20 protein-coding genes and 1 tRNA gene are annotated in these 20,045 nt (G+C 63.8%); 15 read left to right on the top strand and 6 right to left on the bottom strand.

The genetic code is table 11. The annotated features are described in order from the left end of the window. Positions 1 to 119 precede the first annotated feature (119 nt). Positions 120 to 578, bottom strand: a complete 459-nt coding sequence (locus IAE38_RS24020) for a protein YgfX (protein ID WP_328804876.1) — start codon at positions 576 to 578, stop codon at positions 120 to 122. After that, on the bottom strand, positions 562 to 816 hold the full coding sequence (locus IAE38_RS22090) for an FAD assembly factor SdhE (protein WP_028635068.1): 255 nt from the start codon (positions 814 to 816) through the stop codon (positions 562 to 564). The genes IAE38_RS24020 and IAE38_RS22090 overlap by 17 nt, the downstream gene beginning before the upstream one ends. Before the next feature lie 134 nt (positions 817 to 950). On the opposite strand from IAE38_RS22090, the gene ygfZ reads away from it, so the two are divergent. Together ygfZ and IAE38_RS22080 are read left to right on the top strand one after the other, a co-directional pair. Continuing rightward, positions 951 to 1,892 (top strand): CAF17-like 4Fe-4S cluster assembly/insertion protein YgfZ, encoded by a 942-nt coding sequence (gene ygfZ / locus IAE38_RS22085; protein ID WP_201219269.1) that lies wholly within the window; start codon positions 951 to 953, stop codon positions 1,890 to 1,892. A gap of 55 nt (positions 1,893 to 1,947) precedes the next feature. Continuing rightward, the gene (locus IAE38_RS22080) at positions 1,948 to 2,754 is read left to right on the top strand and encodes an HDOD domain-containing protein (protein WP_201219267.1); all 807 of its coding nucleotides are present in this window, start codon (positions 1,948 to 1,950) and stop codon (positions 2,752 to 2,754) included. A gap of 26 nt (positions 2,755 to 2,780) precedes the next feature. On the opposite strand, the gene IAE38_RS22075 is transcribed toward IAE38_RS22080, so the two are convergent. Both IAE38_RS22075 and IAE38_RS22070 read right to left on the bottom strand, forming a co-directional pair. Continuing rightward, the gene (locus IAE38_RS22075; RefSeq protein ID WP_201219265.1) at positions 2,781 to 4,160 is read right to left on the bottom strand and encodes a sensor histidine kinase; all 1,380 of its coding nucleotides are present in this window, start codon (positions 4,158 to 4,160) and stop codon (positions 2,781 to 2,783) included. Continuing rightward, positions 4,153 to 4,824, bottom strand: coding sequence for a response regulator (locus IAE38_RS22070; protein WP_028635072.1), 672 nt, complete (start codon positions 4,822 to 4,824; stop codon positions 4,153 to 4,155). Before IAE38_RS22070 ends, IAE38_RS22075 begins: the two co-directional genes overlap by 8 nt. Positions 4,825 to 5,023: 199 nt before the next feature. On the opposite strand from IAE38_RS22070, the gene IAE38_RS22065 reads away from it, so the two are divergent. From IAE38_RS22065 to IAE38_RS22045, 5 genes are all read left to right on the top strand, one after another. Beyond that, positions 5,024 to 6,313 (top strand): OprD family porin, encoded by a 1,290-nt coding sequence (locus IAE38_RS22065; RefSeq protein ID WP_201164070.1) that lies wholly within the window; start codon positions 5,024 to 5,026, stop codon positions 6,311 to 6,313. A gap of 32 nt (positions 6,314 to 6,345) precedes the next feature. Beyond that, positions 6,346 to 7,326 carry a Bug family tripartite tricarboxylate transporter substrate binding protein gene (locus IAE38_RS22060; protein WP_201219263.1) on the top strand — a complete coding sequence of 327 codons (981 nt, stop codon included), beginning with the start codon at positions 6,346 to 6,348 and terminating at the stop codon, positions 7,324 to 7,326. Positions 7,327 to 7,395: 69 nt separating this feature from the next. Beyond that, the gene (locus IAE38_RS22055) at positions 7,396 to 7,854 is read left to right on the top strand and encodes a tripartite tricarboxylate transporter TctB family protein (protein ID WP_201164068.1); all 459 of its coding nucleotides are present in this window, start codon (positions 7,396 to 7,398) and stop codon (positions 7,852 to 7,854) included. 3 nt (positions 7,855 to 7,857) lie between these two features. Continuing rightward, positions 7,858 to 9,372: a tripartite tricarboxylate transporter permease gene (locus IAE38_RS22050; protein ID WP_201164067.1), complete on the top strand. Its 1,515-nt coding sequence runs from the start codon at positions 7,858 to 7,860 to the stop codon at positions 9,370 to 9,372. Further along, positions 9,365 to 10,396: an AbrB family transcriptional regulator gene (locus IAE38_RS22045; protein ID WP_201164066.1), complete on the top strand. Its 1,032-nt coding sequence runs from the start codon at positions 9,365 to 9,367 to the stop codon at positions 10,394 to 10,396. The genes IAE38_RS22050 and IAE38_RS22045 overlap by 8 nt, the downstream gene beginning before the upstream one ends. Positions 10,397 to 10,408: 12 nt before the next feature. On the opposite strand, the gene ung is transcribed toward IAE38_RS22045, so the two are convergent. After that, a complete protein-coding gene (gene ung / locus IAE38_RS22040; RefSeq protein WP_201219261.1) occupies positions 10,409 to 11,101 on the bottom strand; it encodes a uracil-DNA glycosylase in 693 nt (230 codons plus the stop codon). Between the two features lie 125 nt (positions 11,102 to 11,226). On the opposite strand from ung, the gene IAE38_RS22035 reads away from it, so the two are divergent. Beyond that, complete coding sequence (locus IAE38_RS22035) at positions 11,227 to 12,333, top strand: enoyl-CoA hydratase/isomerase family protein (protein ID WP_201219259.1); 1,107 nt, start codon at positions 11,227 to 11,229, stop codon at positions 12,331 to 12,333. A gap of 24 nt (positions 12,334 to 12,357) precedes the next feature. On the opposite strand, the gene IAE38_RS22030 is transcribed toward IAE38_RS22035, so the two are convergent. After that, complete coding sequence (locus IAE38_RS22030; protein ID WP_201219257.1) at positions 12,358 to 12,771, bottom strand: hypothetical protein; 414 nt, start codon at positions 12,769 to 12,771, stop codon at positions 12,358 to 12,360. 213 nt (positions 12,772 to 12,984) lie between these two features. Here IAE38_RS22030 and IAE38_RS22025 point away from each other — a divergent pair, with 213 nt between their 5' ends. The 7 genes from IAE38_RS22025 (at position 12,985) to IAE38_RS21995 (ending at position 19,720) form a co-directional block, all read left to right on the top strand. Further along, complete coding sequence (locus IAE38_RS22025) at positions 12,985 to 14,466, top strand: sensor domain-containing diguanylate cyclase (protein ID WP_201164063.1); 1,482 nt, start codon at positions 12,985 to 12,987, stop codon at positions 14,464 to 14,466. Further along, positions 14,459 to 14,671, top strand: coding sequence for a cysteine-rich CWC family protein (locus IAE38_RS22020; protein WP_201164062.1), 213 nt, complete (start codon positions 14,459 to 14,461; stop codon positions 14,669 to 14,671). The genes IAE38_RS22025 and IAE38_RS22020 overlap by 8 nt, the downstream gene beginning before the upstream one ends. A 5-nt stretch (positions 14,672 to 14,676) precedes the next feature. Beyond that, complete coding sequence (locus IAE38_RS22015; RefSeq protein ID WP_201164061.1) at positions 14,677 to 15,369, top strand: pseudouridine synthase; 693 nt, start codon at positions 14,677 to 14,679, stop codon at positions 15,367 to 15,369. Positions 15,370 to 15,700: 331 nt separating this feature from the next. Beyond that, entirely contained in the window at positions 15,701 to 16,588 is an 888-nt protein-coding gene (locus tag IAE38_RS22010) for an alpha/beta fold hydrolase (protein WP_201219255.1), read from the top strand. 111 nt (positions 16,589 to 16,699) lie between these two features. Continuing rightward, positions 16,700 to 16,773 (top strand) — tRNA-Gly (locus tag IAE38_RS22005). Between the two features lie 162 nt (positions 16,774 to 16,935). Then, complete coding sequence (locus IAE38_RS22000) at positions 16,936 to 18,657, top strand: SulP family inorganic anion transporter (protein WP_201219253.1); 1,722 nt, start codon at positions 16,936 to 16,938, stop codon at positions 18,655 to 18,657. 52 nt (positions 18,658 to 18,709) lie between these two features. Then, entirely contained in the window at positions 18,710 to 19,720 is a 1,011-nt protein-coding gene (locus tag IAE38_RS21995; RefSeq protein ID WP_201219251.1) for a DUF4917 family protein, read from the top strand. Positions 19,721 to 20,045: the final 325 nt, after the last annotated feature.

Below are 20,045 nucleotides of genomic sequence, written 5' to 3'. Positions count from 1 at the left end.
CTTTTTGTCGCGTTTGACAAAAAGTGACTCGCCGTAAAGGCGAAAAGGTGATTAAGCGTCTCCATCGCAAATGGACCATGCCCATTCTCAACACCCACACAAACCAGCAAAACTTCAAACTAACCCTGCCCAGAATCCCCCCACCGCCGCCGACTAAACTTAAGCCTAACCCGCAACCGCCGATGCTCATCCCCCTCAAGCGCATCGCAAGGGATGCACTGACTGCGCCCCACCCAGCCCCCCACCGGCACAAACCTCAAGACCACCAGCGCCGGCAACGCCACACTGTCACGGCACAACCGCACCGCCCGCCACCCCTGCGCGCGGCTGAACACCCACCAGCCACGCCCGTCACGACGCAGCCCTACAACCGCATCCCCATGACTCAACAGAATGCGCCGCGGAACCACCCAGGCCCCATGGGTAACACACGCACAAATGACGCCCAGCCCCGCCCACCACGGCAGCGGGCCAAGCAAGGCGGCAAGCCATGCCAGCAACTGGCAGGTCAGGTAGGCCGCCAGCAGCAGGCGCGAGCCCTGCCACCGGCACTCGAAGCACTCACTTGGGCTGGACACGGTCCAGGATGATGCGGACCATGCGCTGCAGCTCCGGGTCGTCGGACTCGGTGCGCTCCATGAACCAGCCGAACATGTCCTGGTCCTCGCAGCTCAGAAGACGCACGTACAGTTCGCGATCGGTTTCATTGAGGGTGGGGTAGACTTCCTGGGTGAATGGCACCAGCAGTACGTCCAGTTCCAGCATGCCCCGGCGGCTGTGCCAGAAAAGCCGGTTGAGTTCAGTTTGTTCGACCATGGGGCCCTCCTCGAATGGCCCGCCAGTATACAGCCAGGTCATCGAAGCGACAGCGGGCGTTGGTCTAAGTCACCTACCTATTTTGTTACCAGCGTTCTATGATGGCCGACAGTCTTTAGCCACCGCGATGACCCATGGCCGATTCCGCTTTCTTCTGCCCACTGTCCCACGAGGGCATCCTCGCCGTCCGCGGCTCCGATGCAGGCAAGTTCCTGCAAGGCCAGCTGACCTGCAATATCAATTACCTCAACCCGGAATACGCCAGCCTTGGTGCCCGCTGCATGGTCAAAGGCCGCATGCAGTCCAGCTTCCGCATCCTGCCCGAGGGCAACGGCTACCTGCTGGCCATGGCCAGTGAGCTGCTGGACGCACAGCTGGCTGACCTGAAGAAATATGCGGTGTTCTCCAAAGCCACGCTGGCCGACGAAAGCGCCGAGTGGGCCCGTTTCGGCCTGGCAAATGGCGAGGCAGCACTGCAGTCGCTGGGCCTGGAAGTGCCGGGCACCGCGGGCTTTACCGTGCGCCACGAAGGCCTGATCGCCATTGCCGTTTCCACTGGCAGGGTCGAGCTGTGGGCGCCTGCGGGCATCGCCACCGAGGTTCACACCGCCCTCGCCACTGCGCTGCCGGAAGGCAACCTCAACAATTGGTTGCTGGGGCAGATCCGCGCCGGCATCGGCCAGGTGATGGGCCCTACCCGCGAGCTGTTCATTCCACAAATGATCAACCTGCAGGCCGTGGACGGCGTCAGCTTCAAGAAAGGCTGCTACACCGGCCAGGAAATCGTCGCCCGCATGCAGTACCTGGGCAAGCTCAAGCGCCGTCAGTACCGTGTGGCACTTGAACAGCAGGTGGAGGTTTCGCCTGGCGACCAGATCTTCTCCCCGACCCACGGTTCATCGGTGGGTGAGGTGGTACTGGCAGCCAGCACCGGCGCTGGCTGCGAACTGCTGGCAGTGATCGGGGCCGAGGCAGTCGAGGACGGCAACCTGCACCTGGGCAACCTGGAAGGCCCGCGCCTGCACGTGCTGCCCCTGCCCTACGAACTGGACCGCGACCGGGAAATCCAGCGCTGAACAGCCCGCCCCGCCATCCCCGCGGGGCTGCTCCACCACTGCGGTAGATATGCCAATGAACAAGCTGGCCGAAATGGTCCAGGCACAGTTGCTGGATGCCATCGAAAAGGATGACCTGGTGCTGCCGACCCTGCCCGAGGTTGCCTTGAGCATCCGCGAGGCAGCGGAAGACAATGAAATCAGCGTGGCGGCGCTGAGCAAGGTGATCGGGCGCGATGCCGCCCTGTCAGCACGCCTGATCAAGGTGGTCAACAGCCCCCTGCTGCGCGCAGCGGTGGAAGTGACCGACCTGCATACCGCAATCACCCGCCTGGGCATCAACTACAGCTGCAACCTGGCCATTGGCCTTGTAATCGAACAGATCTTCCATGCACGCGCCCCGGCGGTGGAGCAGAAGCTGCGGGATATCTGGGCGAAAAGCCTGGAAGTAGCAGGTATCAGTTACGAAATCGCGCGACGCTACAGCCGCCTCAAGCCCGACCAGGCAGCCTTGGGCGGCCTGGTTCATCAGATTGGCGCGCTGCCGGTGCTGATCTACGCCGAAGAGCACAACGAGCTGCTCTCCGACCCGGTGTGCCTGCACTATGTGATCGAACAGATCCAGCCCGTGCTGGGCGACAAGATCCTCAAGGCCTGGGAGTTCCCCGAGCAACTGGTCAGGCTGCCCGGCCAGATCCAGGACCTGGACCGGCAGACCCCTGCCCTCGATTACATCGACGTGGTGCAGATTGCCCGCTGCATTAGCCAGCGCGGGCGCCAACGGCCGCTGGCTGCCCTGCCCGCCTACCGCCACCTGGGGTTACCCGTGGGGATCGAGTTGCAGGCCGACGAACTGACCGAAGCCCGTAGCCTGTTGCGCTGAGGCCAGGCCCCTATGGGCAGGTGAGGCTAGTCGGCGATGAAGCTCACGCGCACCCGCAGCCCGCCGTTGACGCCATCGTGCAGGCTGATCTGCGCCAGGTGTGCGCGGCAGATTTCGCCGACGATTGCCAAACCAAGCCCGCTGCCCTGAACACCGCGACGGTAGAAGCGCTCGAACACCCGCTCGCGCTCGTCCTCGGGGATGCCCGGCCCATCGTCCTCCACCTCCAGTACCGCCGGGCCAATGACCCGCAAAATGACGTTCCCCCCTGCTGGCGTGTGCGCCAGGGCGTTGTCCACCAGGTTGCTGAGCAGCTCGTTGAGCAGCGTGGGCTCGCCTTTCAGCCACACCGGTGCCTGGGCTTCAAGCGCCAGGGCTACACCACGGTTATGCGCCAGTGGCGCCATGGCCATACCCAGTTCGCGCGCCAGCTGGCTGAGGTCCAGGCGCTGGGCGCCGCCCTCGGCGATTGCCCGCGCGCCGTTTTCCACCCGGGCCATCGACAGCAGCTGGTTGGCCAGGTGGGTCAGGCGGTCGGTACCCTGTGCGACGGTTTCCAGGGTTTGGCGCCATACCTGCGGGTCGCTGGAGCGCAGCCCCAGTTCCACCCGGGCTTTCAAGGCGGCCAACGGCGTGCGCAACTCGTGGGCGGCGTCGGCGATGAACTGTGCCTGGCGTTCGAACTGGCGTCGCAGGCGTTCGGTAAAGTGGTTCAAGGCCCCTACCAGCGGGCCCAACTCACGCTGCACCTGCACCACCGGCAGCGGGCGCAGGTCGTCCGGCTGGCGCTCCTCGACCGCGGTGCGCAAGCGCTCCAGCGGCCGCAAGGCCGCGCTGACAGCGAACCAGACCATCACCAGCGCACCCAGCGCCAGCATGCCCAGGCGCAGCAACGTATCAGCCATCAGACCGCGGGCCATGCTCACCCGCGCCTCGTCGGTTTCGGCCACGCGAATCTCTGCCATACCGTTCATATTGGGCTCGCTCACCGCCTTCAGCAGGCTGACCACTCGCACGTTCTGGCCCAGGTAGGTGGCATCGTAGAACCGGGCCAACGCCGGGTAGTCGTCGGTGCGCGGCGTGCCCGGCGGCGGCGGCGGCAGCTTTTCGTAGCCGGAGATCAGCCGCTGCTTGATGTCCAGCACCTGGTAGTAGATACGGCCAGCGCTGTCGTAGGCGAAGGTGTCCAGTGCCACATACGGCACATCAGCGCTCAGCGAGCCGTCGCGCTGGGACAACCCTGCGGCAATGGTCCGCGCCGAGGCCAACAAGGTGCGGTCGTAGGCGGTATCGGCGGCTTCGCGGCCGTTCCAGTAGGCGCTCAAACCGCTGGCCAGCATCAGCACCACCAGCAACAGGGCCAGGTTGCCCAGCAAACGCCCCCGCAGGCTGACATTGTCACGCATCGCGATGCTCGAGCAGATAACCCAGGCCGCGGAAGGTAACGATCGCCACCGGGTGGCCATCGAGCTTCTTGCGCAGGCGGTGGATGTAGATTTCGATGGCATCCGGGCTGGCTTCTTCGTCCAGGCCGAATACCTGGGCAGCCAGCTGCTCCTTGCTCATCACCCGCCCGGGCCTTGCGATCAGTGCTTGCAGCACGCTCTGCTCGCGCGACGTCAACGCCAGGGTGTCGTCACCCAGGCTGAAGCGGCGGGTGTCCAGGTCATACACCAGGGGGCCGCAGCGCTGCTGGCGCTCACCACCCAGCACGCTGCGCCGTAGCAGCGCCTTTACCCGCGCCTCCAGCTCGGTCAGTTCAAAGGGCTTGGCCAGGTAGTCATCGGCCCCCAAATTCAGGCCGTGGACGCGGTCCTTGACGTCGCTGCGGGCGGTCAGCATCAACACCGGCAAGGTCTTGCCACGCCCACGCAGGCGGGCCAGCACCTCGAAGCCGTCCAGGCGCGGGAGGCCTACGTCCAGTATGGCGACGGCATAGTCCTCGCTGGCCAGCGCCAGGTCGGCAGCCACCCCGTCATGCAATACATCCACGGTCAGGCCAAGGCTTTTCAAGGCCTGGGCCACACTGTCGGCCAACTGCAGATGGTCTTCAACCAGCAACACACGCATCGGTTCATGCCTCTCGGGTGGGGCGGTGGCGCGGAGTGTACCGCTGTCGGGCTGCCTGTGAAGCCCTTGCTGACAAACCTTTCACACTGAAAGGTTAGCGAAAGGTTCGTTACCTAGCATCGCACCACGGTCGCGCCAAGCGCCGAAAAAAGCACCAGCAAGGTGCAACAAATAAGAACAATAAACGGAGCCAAACACGATGCTGTCATCGCAGCCGCAGGCATTTGCGCCTACCCGTTCCTTTGCCACACGGCCCAACGCCATCGCCAGCGCACTTGCGCTCGCCGGGGTCGCCCCTATAAGCCAGGCCGCCTTCATCGAAGACAGCACGGCCACCTTCGAAACCCGCAACATGTATTTCAATCGCGATTTTCGCGATGGCACCAGCGCGCAGCAGTCCAAGCGTGATGAATGGGCCCAGGGTTTCATCCTCAATTTCGAATCCGGCTATACCGACGGCACCGTAGGCTTCGGCGTGGATGCACTGGGCATGCTCGGCATCAAGCTCGATTCCAGCCCCGACCGCACCGGCAGCGGCTTGCTGCCCACCCACGATGATGGCAGGGCTGCCGATGAGTACTCCAAGCTGGGCCTGACCGCCAAGGCGAAGATCTCCCAGACCGAGCTCAAGATCGGCACGCTGATCCCCGAATTGCCCACCCTGCGCCCCAACGACGGGCGCATCCTGCCGCAAACCTTCGAAGGCGGCCTGCTGACCTCCCGCGAGATCAAGGGCCTGACCTTCACCGGTGGCCGCCTGGACAAAGCCAAGGACCGCAACGACACCAACTGGGAAGACCTGGCCCTGAACAACAAGAATGGCCGCTTCGGTGGCACGTTCAGCGCAGACAACCTGACCCTGGCGGGCCTGGACTACCAGTTCACCGACCGTATCACCGGCAGCTACCACTTCGCCCAGCTCGACGATATCTACCGCCAGCACTTCATCGGCATGCTCGCCACCCAGCCATGGGGCCCCGGCACCGTCGGCGTAGACCTGCGCCTGGCGCTGAGCGATGACGCTGGCGCTGCCAAGGCCGGCACTATCGACAACACCACCTTCAGCAGCCTGTTCAGCTACGCGCTGGGCGGGCACAAGGTGAGTGCCGGCTGGCAGCAGTTGTCGGGTGATAGCGCATTCCCCTACGTGGATGGCGCCGACCCTTACCTGGTCAACTTCGTCCAGATCAACGACTTCGCCAATGCCGACGAGCGTTCCTGGCAGGCCCGTTACGACTACAACTTCGCAGCGCTCGGCGTACCGGGCCTGACCTTCATGACCCGCTACATCAACGGCGACAATGTCAGCCGGGCCAGCGGGGGCGAAGGCAAGGAATGGGAGCGCAACACCGAACTGAAGTACGTGGTGCAAAGCGGCCCGTTGAAGAACGTCGCTGTACGCCTGCGAAATGCCACCTTCCGCTCCAACTTTGCCCGCGACGCTGACGAAGTGCGCCTGCTGGTGAGCTACAGCGTGGCCCTGTGGTAACCCGATAACAACAATGCCTACGGAGATACACCATGACCTTCTCACTGCGCCGCATCGTCCTCGCAACCGGCTGCCTGCTGCTGGCAGGCAACGCCCTGGCCGCCGAACCCAAACGCCCTGAATGCATCGCCCCTGCCTCGCCAGGTGGCGGTTTCGACCTGACCTGCAAGCTGGTGCAAAGCGCCCTGGTGCAGGAAAAGATCCTCAGCAAGCCCATGCGCGTCACCTACATGCCGGGCGGTGTCGGCGCGGTAGCCTACAACGCCGTGGTCGCCCAGCGCCCGGCCGATGCGGGCACCCTGGTGGCCTGGTCCAGTGGCTCGCTGCTGAACCTGGCCCAGGGCAAGTTCGGCCGCTTCGACGAGAACGCGGTGAAATGGCTGGCGGCCGTGGGCACCAGCTACGGCGCCATCGCGGTGAAGAACGACTCGCCCTACAAGACCCTGGATGACCTGGTCGCCGCACTGAAAAAAGACCCGAGCAAAGTGGTGATCGGCTCGGGGGGCACCGTCGGCAGCCAGGACTGGATGCAGACGGCGCTGATCGCCAAGGCCGCCGGTATCAACCCGCGTGACCTGCGCTATGTGGCCCTGGAGGGCGGTGGCGAGATTGCCACGGCGCTGCTGGGTGGCCACATTCAGGTCGGCTCGACCGATATCTCCGACTCCATGCCGCACATCCAGAGCGGCAACATGCGCATCCTCGCGGTGTTCTCGGAAAAGCGCCTGGACGAACCAGAAATGAAGGACATCCCCACCGCCAAGGAGCAGGGCTACGACATCGTCTGGCCAGTGGTACGCGGCTTCTACCTGGGGCCGAAGGTGAGCGATGAGGACTACGCCTGGTGGAAGGCATCGTTCGACAAGATGCTGGCCTCGGAAGACTTCGCCAAGCTGCGGGACCAGCGTGAGCTGTTCCCCTTCGCCATGACGGGCGAAGAGCTGGACGGGTATGTGAAGAAACAGGTGACCGACTACAAGTCGCTGGCCCGGGAATTCGGCCTGATCCAGTAAGCCATCACGCCCCTTCACCGCCCCCTGTGGGGGCGGCGACCCGCCGCTCTCACACATGAGGACTCTGTCATGATCCTTCAACGCATCTTCGCCCTGGTGCTGCTGGCGGTTTGCGCCGCCCTGGCCGTAATGGCCTGGCCCTACCAGGCGGCGTTTTCCTATGAGCCGGTAGGCCCGCGCGCCTACCCGCTGCTGATGCTCGGCCTGATGGGCCTTGGCCTGCTGTACCTGGCCATCCGCCCCACTCCCATCGTGCGCAAGGATGACGAACCGGAACTGGACCGCGAAACCCTGACCAAGATCGCAGCCTGTATCGGCCTGCTGCTGGTCTTCGCGGCCACCTTCGAATCGCTGGGCTTCATTCTCAGCGCCATCCTGGCCGGCGTACCCATGGCCCGGCTGTATGGCGGCCGCTGGCTGCACAGCGTTGTCGTGGTGGTCGGCATGAGCGTGTTCCTCTACTGGCTGTTCGACCGCGTCATGGACGTGCCCCTGCCCCTTGGCCTGCTGAGCGTACTGGAGAACTGACACATGGATACCTTGAGCTACCTGGGCCAGGGCTTCGGCGTCGCCCTGTCCCCCTACAACCTGGTTACCGCACTGTCCGGCACGCTGATCGGCACTGTGGTCGGCCTGCTGCCAGGCCTGGGCCCGATCAATGGCGTGGCGCTGCTCATCCCCATCGCCTTCGCACTGGGGCTGCCACCGGAGTCGGCCCTGATTCTGCTGGCGGCGGTGTACCTGGGCTGCGAGTACGGCGGCCGCATCAGCTCGATTCTGCTGAACATACCTGGTGAAGCATCGACCGTGATGACCACCCTCGATGGCTACCCCATGGCCCGCCAGGGCCTGGCCGGCGTTGCACTGTCGCTGTCGGCCTGGAGCTCGTTCATCGGTGCTTTCATCGCCACCTGCGGCATGGTGCTGTTCGCGCCACTGCTGGCGAAGTGGGCGATTGCCTTCGGCCCTGCGGAATACTTCGTGCTGATGGTGTTCGCCATTGTCGCCCTGGGCGGCATGGCAGGTGACAAACCGCTGAAAACCTTCATCGCGGCACTGATCGGCCTGTTCCTTTCGGCAGTGGGTATCGACGCCAACAGCGGCGTGTACCGCTTCACCGGTGACAGTGTGCACCTGGCCGATGGCATCCAGTTCGTAGTGCTGGTACTGGGCCTGTTCTCGGTCAGCGAAATTCTGCTGCTGCTGGAAAAGACCCACCATGGCCACCAGGCGATCAAGGCCACCGGGCGCATGCTGTTCAACTTCAAGGAAGCAGCCTCGGTGTTCGTGGTGAACATTCGCTGTGGCCTGCTGGGTTTCATCATGGGCGTGCTGCCAGGCGCAGGGGCCACCCTGGCCAGTGCCGTGGCCTACATGACCGAGAAGCGCATCGCCGGCACCAGCGGCAACTTCGGCAAGGGTGATGCCCGTGGCCTGGCGGCCCCGGAAACGGCCATCGGCGCCTCCTGCTGCGGCGCGCTGGTGCCGATGCTGACCCTGGGTGTACCTGGCTCAGGCACCACTGCGGTGATGATCGGTGCACTGACCCTGTACAACATCACCCCAGGCCCGTTGCTGTTCGAACAGCAGCCGGACATCGTCTGGGGCCTGATCGCATCGCTGTTCATTGCCAACATCATGCTGGTGATTCTGAACATCCCGATGATCCGCATCTTCACCCGCATCCTGGCCGTACCGAACTGGGCGCTGGTACCGGTGATCGCCATCATCACCGCCATCGGCGTGTACGCCGTGCATGCCACTACGTTCGACCTGTTCCTGATGGTCGGTATCGGCATCATGGGCTACATCCTGCGCAAGCTGGACTTCCCGCTGTCGCCAATCCTGCTGGGCTTCATCCTCGGCGGCCTCATGGAGCAGAACCTGCGCCGGGCGCTGTCGATCTCCAACGGTGAACTGGGCATTCTCTGGTCCAGCCCGATCAGCATGGGCGTCTGGGCGCTGGTTGCGATGATGCTGGCACTGCCGCTGTTGCGCATCTGGCGCAAGCGCAGCCAGCAACGTCGGGCGATGGCCGATGCCTGACAGCCGTTTGCCGCTGTACTGGGCAACCGGGCTGGTCGGCCTTGCGGGCGGTTTCATCGCCAGCAAGGTCGGCTGGCCTTTGCCGTGGATGGTGGGCTCGTTGCTGGCGATCATCGCCGTGCGCTGCCTCACCCCCTGGCAACTGCCGGAAATACCCAATGGCCGGCGCTGCGGCCAATGCATCATCGGCATCGGTATCGGCCTGCATTTCACCCCCGCCATCATCGAACAGGTGGCCAGCCACTTCGTATTGATCTTCTTCGGCGCCTTGCTCACCACCTTGTCCAGTGTCATCGGCGTATGGCTACTGAGGCGCTCTGGCGAGGACCGCGCAACGGCGTTCTTTGCCAGCATGCCGGGCGGGTCGGGGGAAATGGTCAACCTGGGTGCGCGCAATGGTGCGGTACTCAGCCAGGTGGCTGCGGCGCAGAGCCTGCGGGTACTGGCGGTGGTGCTGTGCGTACCGGCACTGTTCAAGTGGCTGCTGGGTGACGGGGTGGCACTGAACCACAGCGCCAGCGTGAGCTGGGGCTGGCTGGCGCTGATCGTACCCATGGGGGTGGCCGTTGCCTGGCTGTGGCAGCGCCTGCGCCAGCCTAACCCGTGGCTGTTCGGGCCGCTGCTGGTCGCGGCCAGCGTTTGCCTGGCAGCCAACCTGCAGATTGCCTTGCCCAACGGCGGTAGCCAAATCGGCCAGTGGCTGATCGGCAGCGGCCTGGCCTGCCATTTCAACCGTGCGTTCTTCCGCCGTGCACCGGCGTTTCTCGCCCGCACCCTGGTGGCCACCGCCCTGTGCATGTTCATTGCTGGCAGCGCCGCCTGGGTGCTGAGCCTGATTACCGCGCTAGACCTGCGCTCGCTGACGCTGGGCATGATGCCGGGCGGCATTGCCGAGATGAGCCTCACGGCAGAAACCCTGCAGCTGTCGGTGCCGCTGGTCACGGCGCTGCAGGTGATGCGACTGCTGTTCGTGCTGTTTCTGGCCGAGCCGTTGTTCCGTTACTGGATAAAGGCGCCGGCGTAGCCGGCGGCTGCCCTAAAGCGGTGGCAAGGCCCAGTCGACAGGGTCCAGCCCGCGCTGCTCGAGAAAGCTGTTGGTGCGGCTGAAGTGCCCACAACCCAGGAACCCACGGTAGGCCGACAGTGGCGAGGGGTGCACCGATTTGAGCACCAGGTGCTTGGTACCGTCGATCAGCTTCTGCTTGCTCTGCGCATGGGAGCCCCACAGCAGGAACACCACATGCTGGCAGCGCTCGCTGACCAGTTCGATGATGCGGTCGGTAAAGAACTCCCACCCCTTCTTGGCATGCGACGCAGCATTGGCCCGCTCCACGGTCATGGTGGTGTTGAGCAGCAGCACGCCTTGGTCTGCCCAGCTTTGCAGGTACCCATGGCTGGGGATCGGGATGTTCAGGTCGCGGTGCAGCTCCTTGTAGATGTTCACCAGCGACGGCGGCGTCGCCACACCCGGCTGCACCGAGAAGCACAGACCGTGGGCCTGCCCCGGGCCGTGGTATGGGTCCTGGCCGAGGATCACCACCTTGACCTTGTCCAGGGGCGTGGAATTGAGCGCGTTGAAGATCAACGGGCCAGGCGGGAAGATCTGCTTGCCGGCTGCGTACTCGCTGCGCAGAAACGCTCGCAGCTGGTGCATGTAGGGCTGGTCGAACTCGGCACGCAGTGCAGCTTTCCAGCTGGGTTCGAGTTTGATGCGATCGTCGTCAGTCATGGGGCCATCCGTAATCAATGGCGCGACACTAGGTGCGCGATGAGTGCTTGTCAAACCATCCGACCGCCAACCGGCATGATCGGTCAGCCGGGCCATACTTGTGCGGTAACCTGACGAGGTGAGCCATGACCATTCGTTGCGAAGTACACACCGGTGTCGACGGCGCGCGCATCGCTATCGCCACCCTCGATGCCCCCATGGCGCTCAATGCCCTGACCCTGCCCATGATCGAAGTGCTCGGCGAGCAGTTGCATGCCTGGGCCCAGGACCCTGGGGTGGCCTGCGTATTGCTTCGCGGTAATGGCGCCAAGGCGTTTTGCGCAGGCGGCGACGTTCGGGCCCTGGCCCAGGCCTGCAGCAATCAGCCAGGCAGCGTCCCCCACCTGGCGGCAACCTTTTTCGCAGCCGAGTACCGCCTGGACTTTACCCTGCACACCTACCCGAAGCCCCTGCTGTGTTGGGGCCATGGCCACGTGCTGGGTGGCGGGATGGGGCTTCTGCAAGGGGCCAATGTGCGTATCGTCACCCCCAGCAGCCGCCTGGCCATGCCAGAGATCAGCATCGGCCTGTACCCGGATGTGGGCGCCAGCTGGTTTCTCGCCCGTTTGCCCGGCCGGCTCGGGTTGTTCCTGGGGCTCACCGGCACCCCGCTGAACGCACGGGATGCCCTCGACCTGGGGCTGGCTGACCGTTTCCTTGGCGAGCAGCAGCAGGCTGGGTTGGTCGACGAACTGCTGCAGCTGAACTGGCAGGAGCAAACCGCACTGCAACTCAACAGTCTGCTCAAGGCCGAGGAGCACCGCGCCTGCAGCCAATTGCCGCTGCCGCAATGGCTGCCACGCCGGCAGCTGATCGACCGCGTGCTGGATGTCACGGACGCCAGCGCCGCCTGGCATGCCTTGAGTGCATTGCGCCAGCACGACGACCCGCTGCTGGCGTCGGTCGCCGAGCGCATGCAGGGGGGGTGCCCACTCACGGCCCACCTGGTGTGGGAACAGATCCATCGCGCCCGCCACCTGTCACTGGCGCAGGTATTCCAGATGGAATACGCCATGAGCCTTAATTGCTGTCGCCATCCTGAGTTTGGCGAAGGCGTGCGCGCCCGCTTGCTGGACAAGGACAACCAGCCACGCTGGCACTGGCCGGATGTGGCCCAGGTGCCCCAGGCGGTGGTGCAGGCTCACTTTGCCAAGGCCTGGGAGGGGCGCCACCCACTGGCAGACCTGGGGTAGCGCCTGTGCGTTTTGCCGCCGCGATCAGGGCCTGCGACTGCGCGGGTCCCCCCAACTGTTCGAATGCCAGCGGTCAGGCTGGTAACGCGGGCCGCGGTCGCGGTAGTCATGCCGGTCGCGGTCGCGACCGTAGTCATAGCGCTGGCGGTTGCCATAGTCGTAGCGCGGGTTGCCGTGCCAGCGGTCCACCCCAGGTGGCACAGGCCGGTAAACCGGTACGGGCGGCGCGTAGTAGCGTGGCCCAGGCTGATAGTAGTAACGGGGCTGGGGCGCCACATAGTAACGGTCATAGCGGTAATAGCCCGGCGCGTAACCAGGAGACACATAGCGGTCAGTGACGTAATAGTCCGTGCGGTAGTAGGCAGAGCGCCCCGAGTAAGGGACGCAGGCACTCACCGTGAGCCCAATGAGGGCAAGCAACAGAATTCGATAGGACATAGGCGGCCTCCTGGACCGCAGGGATGCTCGGGCAGCGACGCTGGCGAGCGCCAACCCGGCATGCGTGGGCTGGCAACGATTAAGACAGCGCCAAGGGCGTGCAGTGCGCTGCCTGCAATAAATTGATACACGTGGGCAGACCCTGAAAAACATGCGGCCATTTGTCGCCCAGGCCACTAGAATAGCCGGCTTGGCACACATCATGGGAAGATCATGCCCTCACGTTCCGCCCTGTTATCGCAGCGTTCGCTGATTGCGGCCCTGTTGATACTGCTGGCCTGCGGTTTTATCGCCACCTCGCTGCTCAGCTACTTTTCATCGCGCAGCGCCATCCGTGACGGCATCATCAACACCGAGCTACCGCTCACCTCCGACACGGTGTACTCGGAAATCCAGAAAGACCTGATCCGCCCGGTGCTCATCGCCTCGATGATGGCCCAGGACACTTTCCTGCGTGACTGGGTGCTGTCTGGTGAACAAGACACAGACCGTATCACGCGCTACCTGGGCGAAGTGATGGGCAAGCAGGACACCTTCACCTCATTCTTCGTCTCGGACCGCACCCTGACCTATTACCAGGCCAAGGGTGTGCTCAAGCACGTGCAACCGCAGGCCTGGCGTGATGCCTGGTACTTTCGCCTGCGTGGTCTCAAGGCGCCCTATGAGATCAACGTCGACCTGGACATGGCTAACCAGGACAGCCTGACCGTGTTCATCAATTACCAGGTGCATGATTACCAGCAGCGGTTCATCGGTGCGGCCGGCGTCGGGCTCAGCGTGTCTTCGGTGGTAACGCTGATCGACCAGTATCAGCGTCGTTATCAGCGTGCGGTGATGTTCGTCGATGCCAAGGGCAAGGTGTTGCTCACGGGGTCTGAAGGCGGCCCGCGCGGGGTGCGGGTGGGCCAGTCGCTCAGCGATAACACCGACCTTGATGACGCACGGGCAGGCCAACCGGTGCCGAGCGAAGGAAGCCACGACTACCGTGACGCCGATGGCCACAGCCATTTCCTCAACGTGCGGCGCCTGCCGGAGCTGGACTGGTACCTGCTGGTGGACAAACGCGAGGCCGGCGCGCTGGACAGCGTCCGCCATTCGCTTTACCTGAACCTGGCCATCTGCGCCATGATCACCCTGGTGGTCGTTGCACTGGTGCATGCCATGGTGCGCCGCCACCACGCCAGCATCGAGGCCCTGGCCACCCTCGACAGCCTCACGGGCCTGCCCAACCGCCGCAGTTTCGACCTGCTGGCCGCCCAGGCACTGCGCGAAGCCCAGCGCGACAGCAGCCCGCTGGTGGCGCTACTGATCGACCTTGACCACTTCAAGGCCCTGAATGACACCTACGGCCACCTGGCGGGCGACGAAGTGCTGCGCCAGTTTGCCAATGTGCTGCAGGGCAGCCTGCGCCAGTCGGATATACTGTGCCGCTGGGGCGGTGAGGAATTCATCGTCCTGCTCCGTGAAGCCGAAGGCCGGCAGGCCATTGAGGTCGCCGAAAAAATCCGCAGGCGCGCCGAGCAACTTACATTCAGCTACGAGGACCAGCCCCTGCGCCTGACCACCAGCATCGGCGTCAGCAACCTGCAGCAAGACGACACCTTGCACACCTTGCTGACCCGCGCCGACAGCGCCCTGTACCGTGCCAAACAGGCTGGCCGCAACCGCGTCTGCAGTGAACTGCACAATGAATGACAACCAACATTGCCCGGCTTGCGGCGCCCTCAACCAGTGCAGCCTGGCCGACCCGCGCAGCGCCACCCAGGCCTGCTGGTGTTACAGCGCCCACATCGACCCCGCCGTCATCCAGGCGCTGCCCGCCGAGCTGCGCGGCAAAGCCTGCCTGTGCCCACGCTGCGCAGCCGTCGAGGCGCAGCTGCCACCTGCCTCGGTCAACTGACAGCCATGCGCCTTGACCGTTTTCTTGCCAACCTGCCCAACTACAACCGCCAGCAAGTACGCATGCTGCTGGCCCAGCAGCGCGTGCGCGTGGATGGGCAGGTGGTCAGCGACCCCTTGGCACAGGTGCGCGAATTCAGCCATGTGGCGCTGGATGACGCGGTGCTCCAGGCCGGCTACCCCGCGCGCTACCTGATGCTGCACAAGCCGGCCGGTTGCGTCAGTGCCACCCACGACCCGCAGCACCCCACTGTGCTCGACCTGCTGCCCGCCGAGGCGCGGCACGGCCTGCACATTGCCGGGCGGCTGGACTTCAACACCACCGGCCTGATGCTCCTCACCAACGATGGGCAATGGTCGCGCCGGCTTACCCAGCCGGCCACCAAGTTGCCCAAGCACTACCTGGTCGACACCGAAGACGAGATCGGCCAGCACTACGTCGCCAAGTTTCTCGAGGGTTTTCATTTCGCCTTCGAAGGGCTCGTCACCCAACCCGCCCAGCTGCACATTCTGGGGCCGCGCCAGGCGCGGCTGGCCATCGTTGAGGGGCGTTATCACCAGGTCAAGCGCATGTTCGGCTTCTACAACAACAAGGTGGTGAAGCTGCACCGTGAGCGCATGGGTGCCATTGCGCTGGACCCGGCGCTGGCACCTGGCGCTTTTCGCGCATTGACGGCCGAGGAAATCGCTGCGGTCTGATTTGGCTGACCAACGGCAAGCAACCGCCCGACGCAGGGCGCTGCTTTCCCCCGAACGGCACTTGCGCGAGCCCGGCGGCGCTGCTTGAATCCACTGCGTCAGTCTGCATGTGACTGGATAGTCATATCTGCACGGCCGACACTGGTCTGCTGGCCACCCAGGGTCTCGATGCCTTGGGGCACAACAGATTGCCCGCCATAACAACACCGTCGACACACGTGCCAAAGGATCGACACGGGGCCCGGTTTCTCTTCAGGCAGATGCCTACCTGTCATAAAAAACGTGCACTTTAGGTGACGCGAATACCCTTTTTGCGCCAGGAGTCGATGACATGAGGCCAGAAATCGCTGTACTTGATATTCAAGGTCAGTATCGGGTTTACACGGAGTTCTATCGCGCGGACGCGGCCGAGAAAACGATCATCCTGATCAACGGCTCGCTTGCCACCACGGCCTCGTTTGCCCAGACCGTACGCAACCTGCACCCGCAGTTCAACGTGGTGCTGTTCGACCAGCCCTACGCCGGCAAATCCAAGCCGCACAACCGTCAGGAAAGGCTGATCAGCAAGGAAACCGAAGCCCATATTCTTCTGGAACTGATCGACCACTTCCAGGCCGACCATGTGATGTCGTTTTCATGGGGTGGCGCCAGCACCCTGCTGGCGCTGGCGCATCAGCCGCGTCGGGTGAAAAAGGCCGTCGTCAGTTCGTTCTCACCGGTGATCAACGAACCGATGCGCGACTACCTCAGCCGCGGCAGCCAGTACCTCGCCGCCTGCGACCGTTACCAGGTGGGCAACCTGGTCAACGACACCATTGGCAAGCACCTGCCGTCGCTGTTCAAACGCTTCAACTACCGGCACGTCAGCAGCCTGGACAGCCATGAGTACGCGCAGATGCACTTCCATATCAACGAAGTGCTGCAGCACGACCTGGAGCGGGCCCTGAGCCGCGCGCGCAACATCGACATCCCGGTGCTGTTCGTCAACGGTGAGCGCGATGAGTACACCACCGTGGCGGATGCACGGCAGTTTGCCAGGCATGTCGGCACGTGCCAGTTCAGCGCGATCCGCGACGCCGGCCACTTTCTGGACATGGAGCACAAGGCCGCCTGCGAGGATACCCGCGCCGTGCTGCTGGGCTTCCTGAAGCCAGACGTGCGAGAAAAGCGCCCGCGTTATCAGGCAGCAGCCCAACGGCAGCATGCATTGGCCATGTGACGGGTATCACACCCTGTAGCCACAACCGTGGAGGTTGCAGGGTGATGCTAGATTTTTTATAACGTGGGCTTCTAATTTACCCCGGGTTCTGGTAAAAAGTGCAGCTCAGACGCGGGTATAGTTTAGTGGCAAAACGAAAGCTTCCCAAGCTTTAGTTGAGGGTTCGATTCCCTCTACCCGCTCCAAATAGCGTGTCCTGCATGACGTTCCAGCAACGTCATCGCTGTCAAAAGGAGCCTCGGCTCCTTTTTTCGTGTCTGCCTTTCGTTGATGTGGCCCATGGCCATTTGCCTGCCAATCCGCTTCAATTGGCAACTGGTCTGTGACACACCCTGAAAGGACTCCCCATGGCGCTTTCCCGTTGGCTGCCTGGCCTCGCCAACCTGCTGCATTACCGCCGCGAATGGTTTCACGCTGACCTGCAAGCCGGGCTCTCGGTGGCGGCCATCCAGATTCCCATTGCCATTGCCTATGCGCAGATCGTCGGCCTGCCGCCGCAGTACGGCTTGTATGCCTGCGTACTGCCCATGATGGTGTATGCGGTGATTGGCAGCTCGCGGCAGTTGATGGTGGGCCCGGATGCGGCCACCTGCGCGATGATCGCTGGCGCAGTGGCGCCGCTGGCCATGGGCAACCCGCAACGGCTGGCTGAGCTGTCGGTCATCATCACCTTGCTGGTCGGGGTGATGCTGATCGCCGCTGGGCTGGCACGGGCGGGCTTTATTGCCAGCTTCTTTTCACGGCCCATCCTGATCGGTTACCTCAATGGTATCGGCCTGAGCCTGATCGCCGGGCAGCTGTCCAAGGTCGTGGGGTTCAGCATCGAGGGTGACGGCTTCATCCTGAGCCTGATCAACTTCCTGCAGCGGCTGGGCGAAATCCACTGGCTGACGCTGATCATCGGGCTGGCCGCACTGGGGTTGCTGATCTGGCTGCCGCGCCGCTACCCTCGCCTGCCCGCCGCACTCACAGTGGTGGCGCTGTTCATGCTGCTGGTGGGGCTGTTCGGGCTGGACCGCTTCGGCGTTGCCATTCTGGGCCCGGTGCCTGCAGGCATTCCACAACTGGCCTGGCCGCACAGCAACCTGGCCGAGATGAAAAGCCTGCTGCGTGATGCCCTGGGTATCGCCACCGTGAGTTTCTGCAGTGCCATGCTCACCGCCCGCAGCTTTGCTGCCCGGCATGGGTATGCCATCAATGCCAACCACGAGTTCGTGGCATTGGGCGTCAGCAACCTGGCAGCCGGTGTTTCGCAAGGCTTTGCCATCAGTGGCGCCGACTCGCGCACCGCGGTCAACGACATGGTGGGTGGCAAGAGCCAACTGGTAGGGGTTGTGGCTGCCCTGGTCATTGCCGCGATCCTGCTGTTCTTCACCGCGCCCATGGCGTGGATCCCCCAAGCCGCGCTAGGCGCCGTGCTGCTGATGGCCGGCTGGGGGCTGATCGATATCAAGTCGCTGAAGCATATCCGCAAGCTGAGCCGCTTCGAATTCTGGCTGTGCCTGCTGACCACAGCCGGCGTGCTGGGCCTGGGCGTGTTGCCCGGCATCGTGTTCGCCGTGACCCTGGCCATCTTGCGCCTGCTCTACACCATCTACCAACCCACCGATGCCGTGCTCGGGTGGCTGCCAGGCACAGAAGGCCAGGTGGACATTCGCAAACACAAGCAAGCGCGCACGGTGCCCGGGCTGGTGGTGTACCGCTTTGATGACGCGATTCTGTTTTTCAATGCTGACTACTTCAAGACGCGCCTGCTGGAGGCGGTTCACAGCCAACCGCAGCCCAAGGCTGTGCTGTTCGATGCCGAAGCGGTCACCAACATTGATGTGAGCGGCATCGCAGCGCTGCGCGAAGCCCGCGATACCCTCGCCGCACAAGGCATCCTGTTTGCCATCGCCCGGGCCCGTGGCACGTTCTTGCGCATGCTGGTGCGCTCGGGCCTGGCCAGGGAAATGGAAGACCGGCTGCTGTTCGGTTCAGTGCGGGCGGGCATCCGCGCCTACCGGGTATGGCGCAACAGAACCCGCCACGAGGAAGCACCAGCGGCAGGTACCCAGCCGCTCGGCTAGGGCGTGGCATGTTAAAGTCCTGCCGTTCCCGCTTCACCCAACGGACCCCAGCATGCCCGCACTCGACGCCACCCTCCTCCCCTGGCCAGACCTTGCCACCCAGCACCCTTGCACTGCCTTGCTGGTGGGCAACGGCGCCAGCCGTGCGCTGTGGAAGCCATTCAGCTATTTCTCGCTCTACGAGCAAGCCCAGCGCGCCGGCCGCAAGAAAGGCCTGACGATCAGCGACCAGGCACTGTTCAAGTCACTGGGCACGGAGTTGTTCGAACCCGTGCTCAGCGCGCTCAATGCCACCGTGCGCACCAACGCCGCACTGGCCATCAATTCCACAGCGCCGCTGAACCGTTACTATTCGATCAAGGAAGCGCTGATCCACGCCGTACGTACCGTGCACCTGCCATGGCCGCTGGTGCCCACTGCCACATTGGCAACCCTGAACCAGGCCCTGCGCAGCTATCGCAGCGTGTACACCAGCAACTACGACCTGCTGTTGCCATGGGCCCTGCAGCACGCGCCGCAGGGCTTCGCCGAACTGTTCGACGAACAAGGCTTCTTCGATGTACGCCGCACAGCCTGCGAAGGCACCCGGGTACTGCACCTGCACGGCGGCATGCACTTGCTCAAGCTGCCCGATGGCACCACCCGGCAGCGCAGTGCCAGTAGCGCGGAGCTGCTCCAAGGCTTCGCCGTGAATACCCCTGGTGAGGTGCCCCTGTTCGTCAACGAAGACCGCAGCGACGAAAAACTGCGGACCATCCGCAACTCGGACTACCTCAGCTGGTGCCTGGGGCAACTGGCTGGGGAACGGGATGGGGTCTGCCTGTTCGGGCAACACCTGGACAGCAGCGACCAGCACCTGCTGGACGCCATCCGCCAGGCCAGGCCCAAGCACCTGGCCATCGCCATACGGCCATTGGGGGAGGCTTCGGTGATCAACCAGAAGCGACACTTCATGAGCCGCCTGGAGGGCTTGGCACACACACCGGTTTACTTCTTTGATGCCGCTACGCATCCATTGGGGCAGGCGGCGCTGGCGATTGATGTGCCCCGGGGGTTCGGTTGAGCGAGTTGGGTTCGCGAGTAGAACCGCTCAGCCATTGCGCCAGTGTCCGCGGAAACAGAGATTCAGGCTCCAATCCGACCGGAGTGAAAGCCGGCTTGCCAGCGGTGGGGCTCTGTTTGTATTGGGATCAACCGCTTATCGAACGCTGCGAAGGGGCACCGGCTGCGCCGGTGCATCGCGAGCTTTGCTCGCTCCTACGCTTGTTTCGGGCCAATTAGGCCTGTGCCATTGGCGCGCGCACGCCTTGGCGCATGTCACGGTACCGTGGCGTACAAACCAGGCGGTCGCGCGCGCCTGTCACAGGCGTGACTGGCCCGAAACAAAC

This window comes from Pseudomonas sp. S32, from assembly GCF_016648095.1.
GTDB classification, from domain to species: Bacteria; Pseudomonadota; Gammaproteobacteria; order Pseudomonadales; family Pseudomonadaceae; genus Aquipseudomonas; species Aquipseudomonas parafulva.
This window is presented reverse-complemented; position numbering and strand designations above follow the sequence as displayed.

Coding starts and splice junctions, on each gene's coding strand:
- IAE38_RS22090 (WP_028635068.1), bottom strand. CDS start 816: ATGGTCGAACAAACTGAACTCAACCGGCTTTTCTGGCACAGCCGCCGG.
- ygfZ (WP_201219269.1), top strand. CDS start 951: ATGGCCGATTCCGCTTTCTTCTGCCCACTGTCCCACGAGGGCATCCTC.
- IAE38_RS22080 (WP_201219267.1), top strand. CDS start 1,948: ATGAACAAGCTGGCCGAAATGGTCCAGGCACAGTTGCTGGATGCCATC.
- IAE38_RS22075 (WP_201219265.1), bottom strand. CDS start 4,160: ATGCGTGACAATGTCAGCCTGCGGGGGCGTTTGCTGGGCAACCTGGCC.
- IAE38_RS22070 (WP_028635072.1), bottom strand. CDS start 4,824: ATGCGTGTGTTGCTGGTTGAAGACCATCTGCAGTTGGCCGACAGTGTG.
- IAE38_RS22065 (WP_201164070.1), top strand. CDS start 5,024: ATGCTGTCATCGCAGCCGCAGGCATTTGCGCCTACCCGTTCCTTTGCC.
- IAE38_RS22060 (WP_201219263.1), top strand. CDS start 6,346: ATGACCTTCTCACTGCGCCGCATCGTCCTCGCAACCGGCTGCCTGCTG.
- IAE38_RS22055 (WP_201164068.1), top strand. CDS start 7,396: ATGATCCTTCAACGCATCTTCGCCCTGGTGCTGCTGGCGGTTTGCGCC.
- IAE38_RS22050 (WP_201164067.1), top strand. CDS start 7,858: ATGGATACCTTGAGCTACCTGGGCCAGGGCTTCGGCGTCGCCCTGTCC.
- IAE38_RS22045 (WP_201164066.1), top strand. CDS start 9,365: ATGCCTGACAGCCGTTTGCCGCTGTACTGGGCAACCGGGCTGGTCGGC.
- ung (WP_201219261.1), bottom strand. CDS start 11,101: ATGACTGACGACGATCGCATCAAACTCGAACCCAGCTGGAAAGCTGCA.
- IAE38_RS22035 (WP_201219259.1), top strand. CDS start 11,227: ATGACCATTCGTTGCGAAGTACACACCGGTGTCGACGGCGCGCGCATC.
- IAE38_RS22030 (WP_201219257.1), bottom strand. CDS start 12,771: ATGTCCTATCGAATTCTGTTGCTTGCCCTCATTGGGCTCACGGTGAGT.
- IAE38_RS22025 (WP_201164063.1), top strand. CDS start 12,985: ATGCCCTCACGTTCCGCCCTGTTATCGCAGCGTTCGCTGATTGCGGCC.
- IAE38_RS22020 (WP_201164062.1), top strand. CDS start 14,459: ATGAATGACAACCAACATTGCCCGGCTTGCGGCGCCCTCAACCAGTGC.
- IAE38_RS22015 (WP_201164061.1), top strand. CDS start 14,677: ATGCGCCTTGACCGTTTTCTTGCCAACCTGCCCAACTACAACCGCCAG.
- IAE38_RS22010 (WP_201219255.1), top strand. CDS start 15,701: ATGAGGCCAGAAATCGCTGTACTTGATATTCAAGGTCAGTATCGGGTT.
- IAE38_RS22000 (WP_201219253.1), top strand. CDS start 16,936: ATGGCGCTTTCCCGTTGGCTGCCTGGCCTCGCCAACCTGCTGCATTAC.
- IAE38_RS21995 (WP_201219251.1), top strand. CDS start 18,710: ATGCCCGCACTCGACGCCACCCTCCTCCCCTGGCCAGACCTTGCCACC.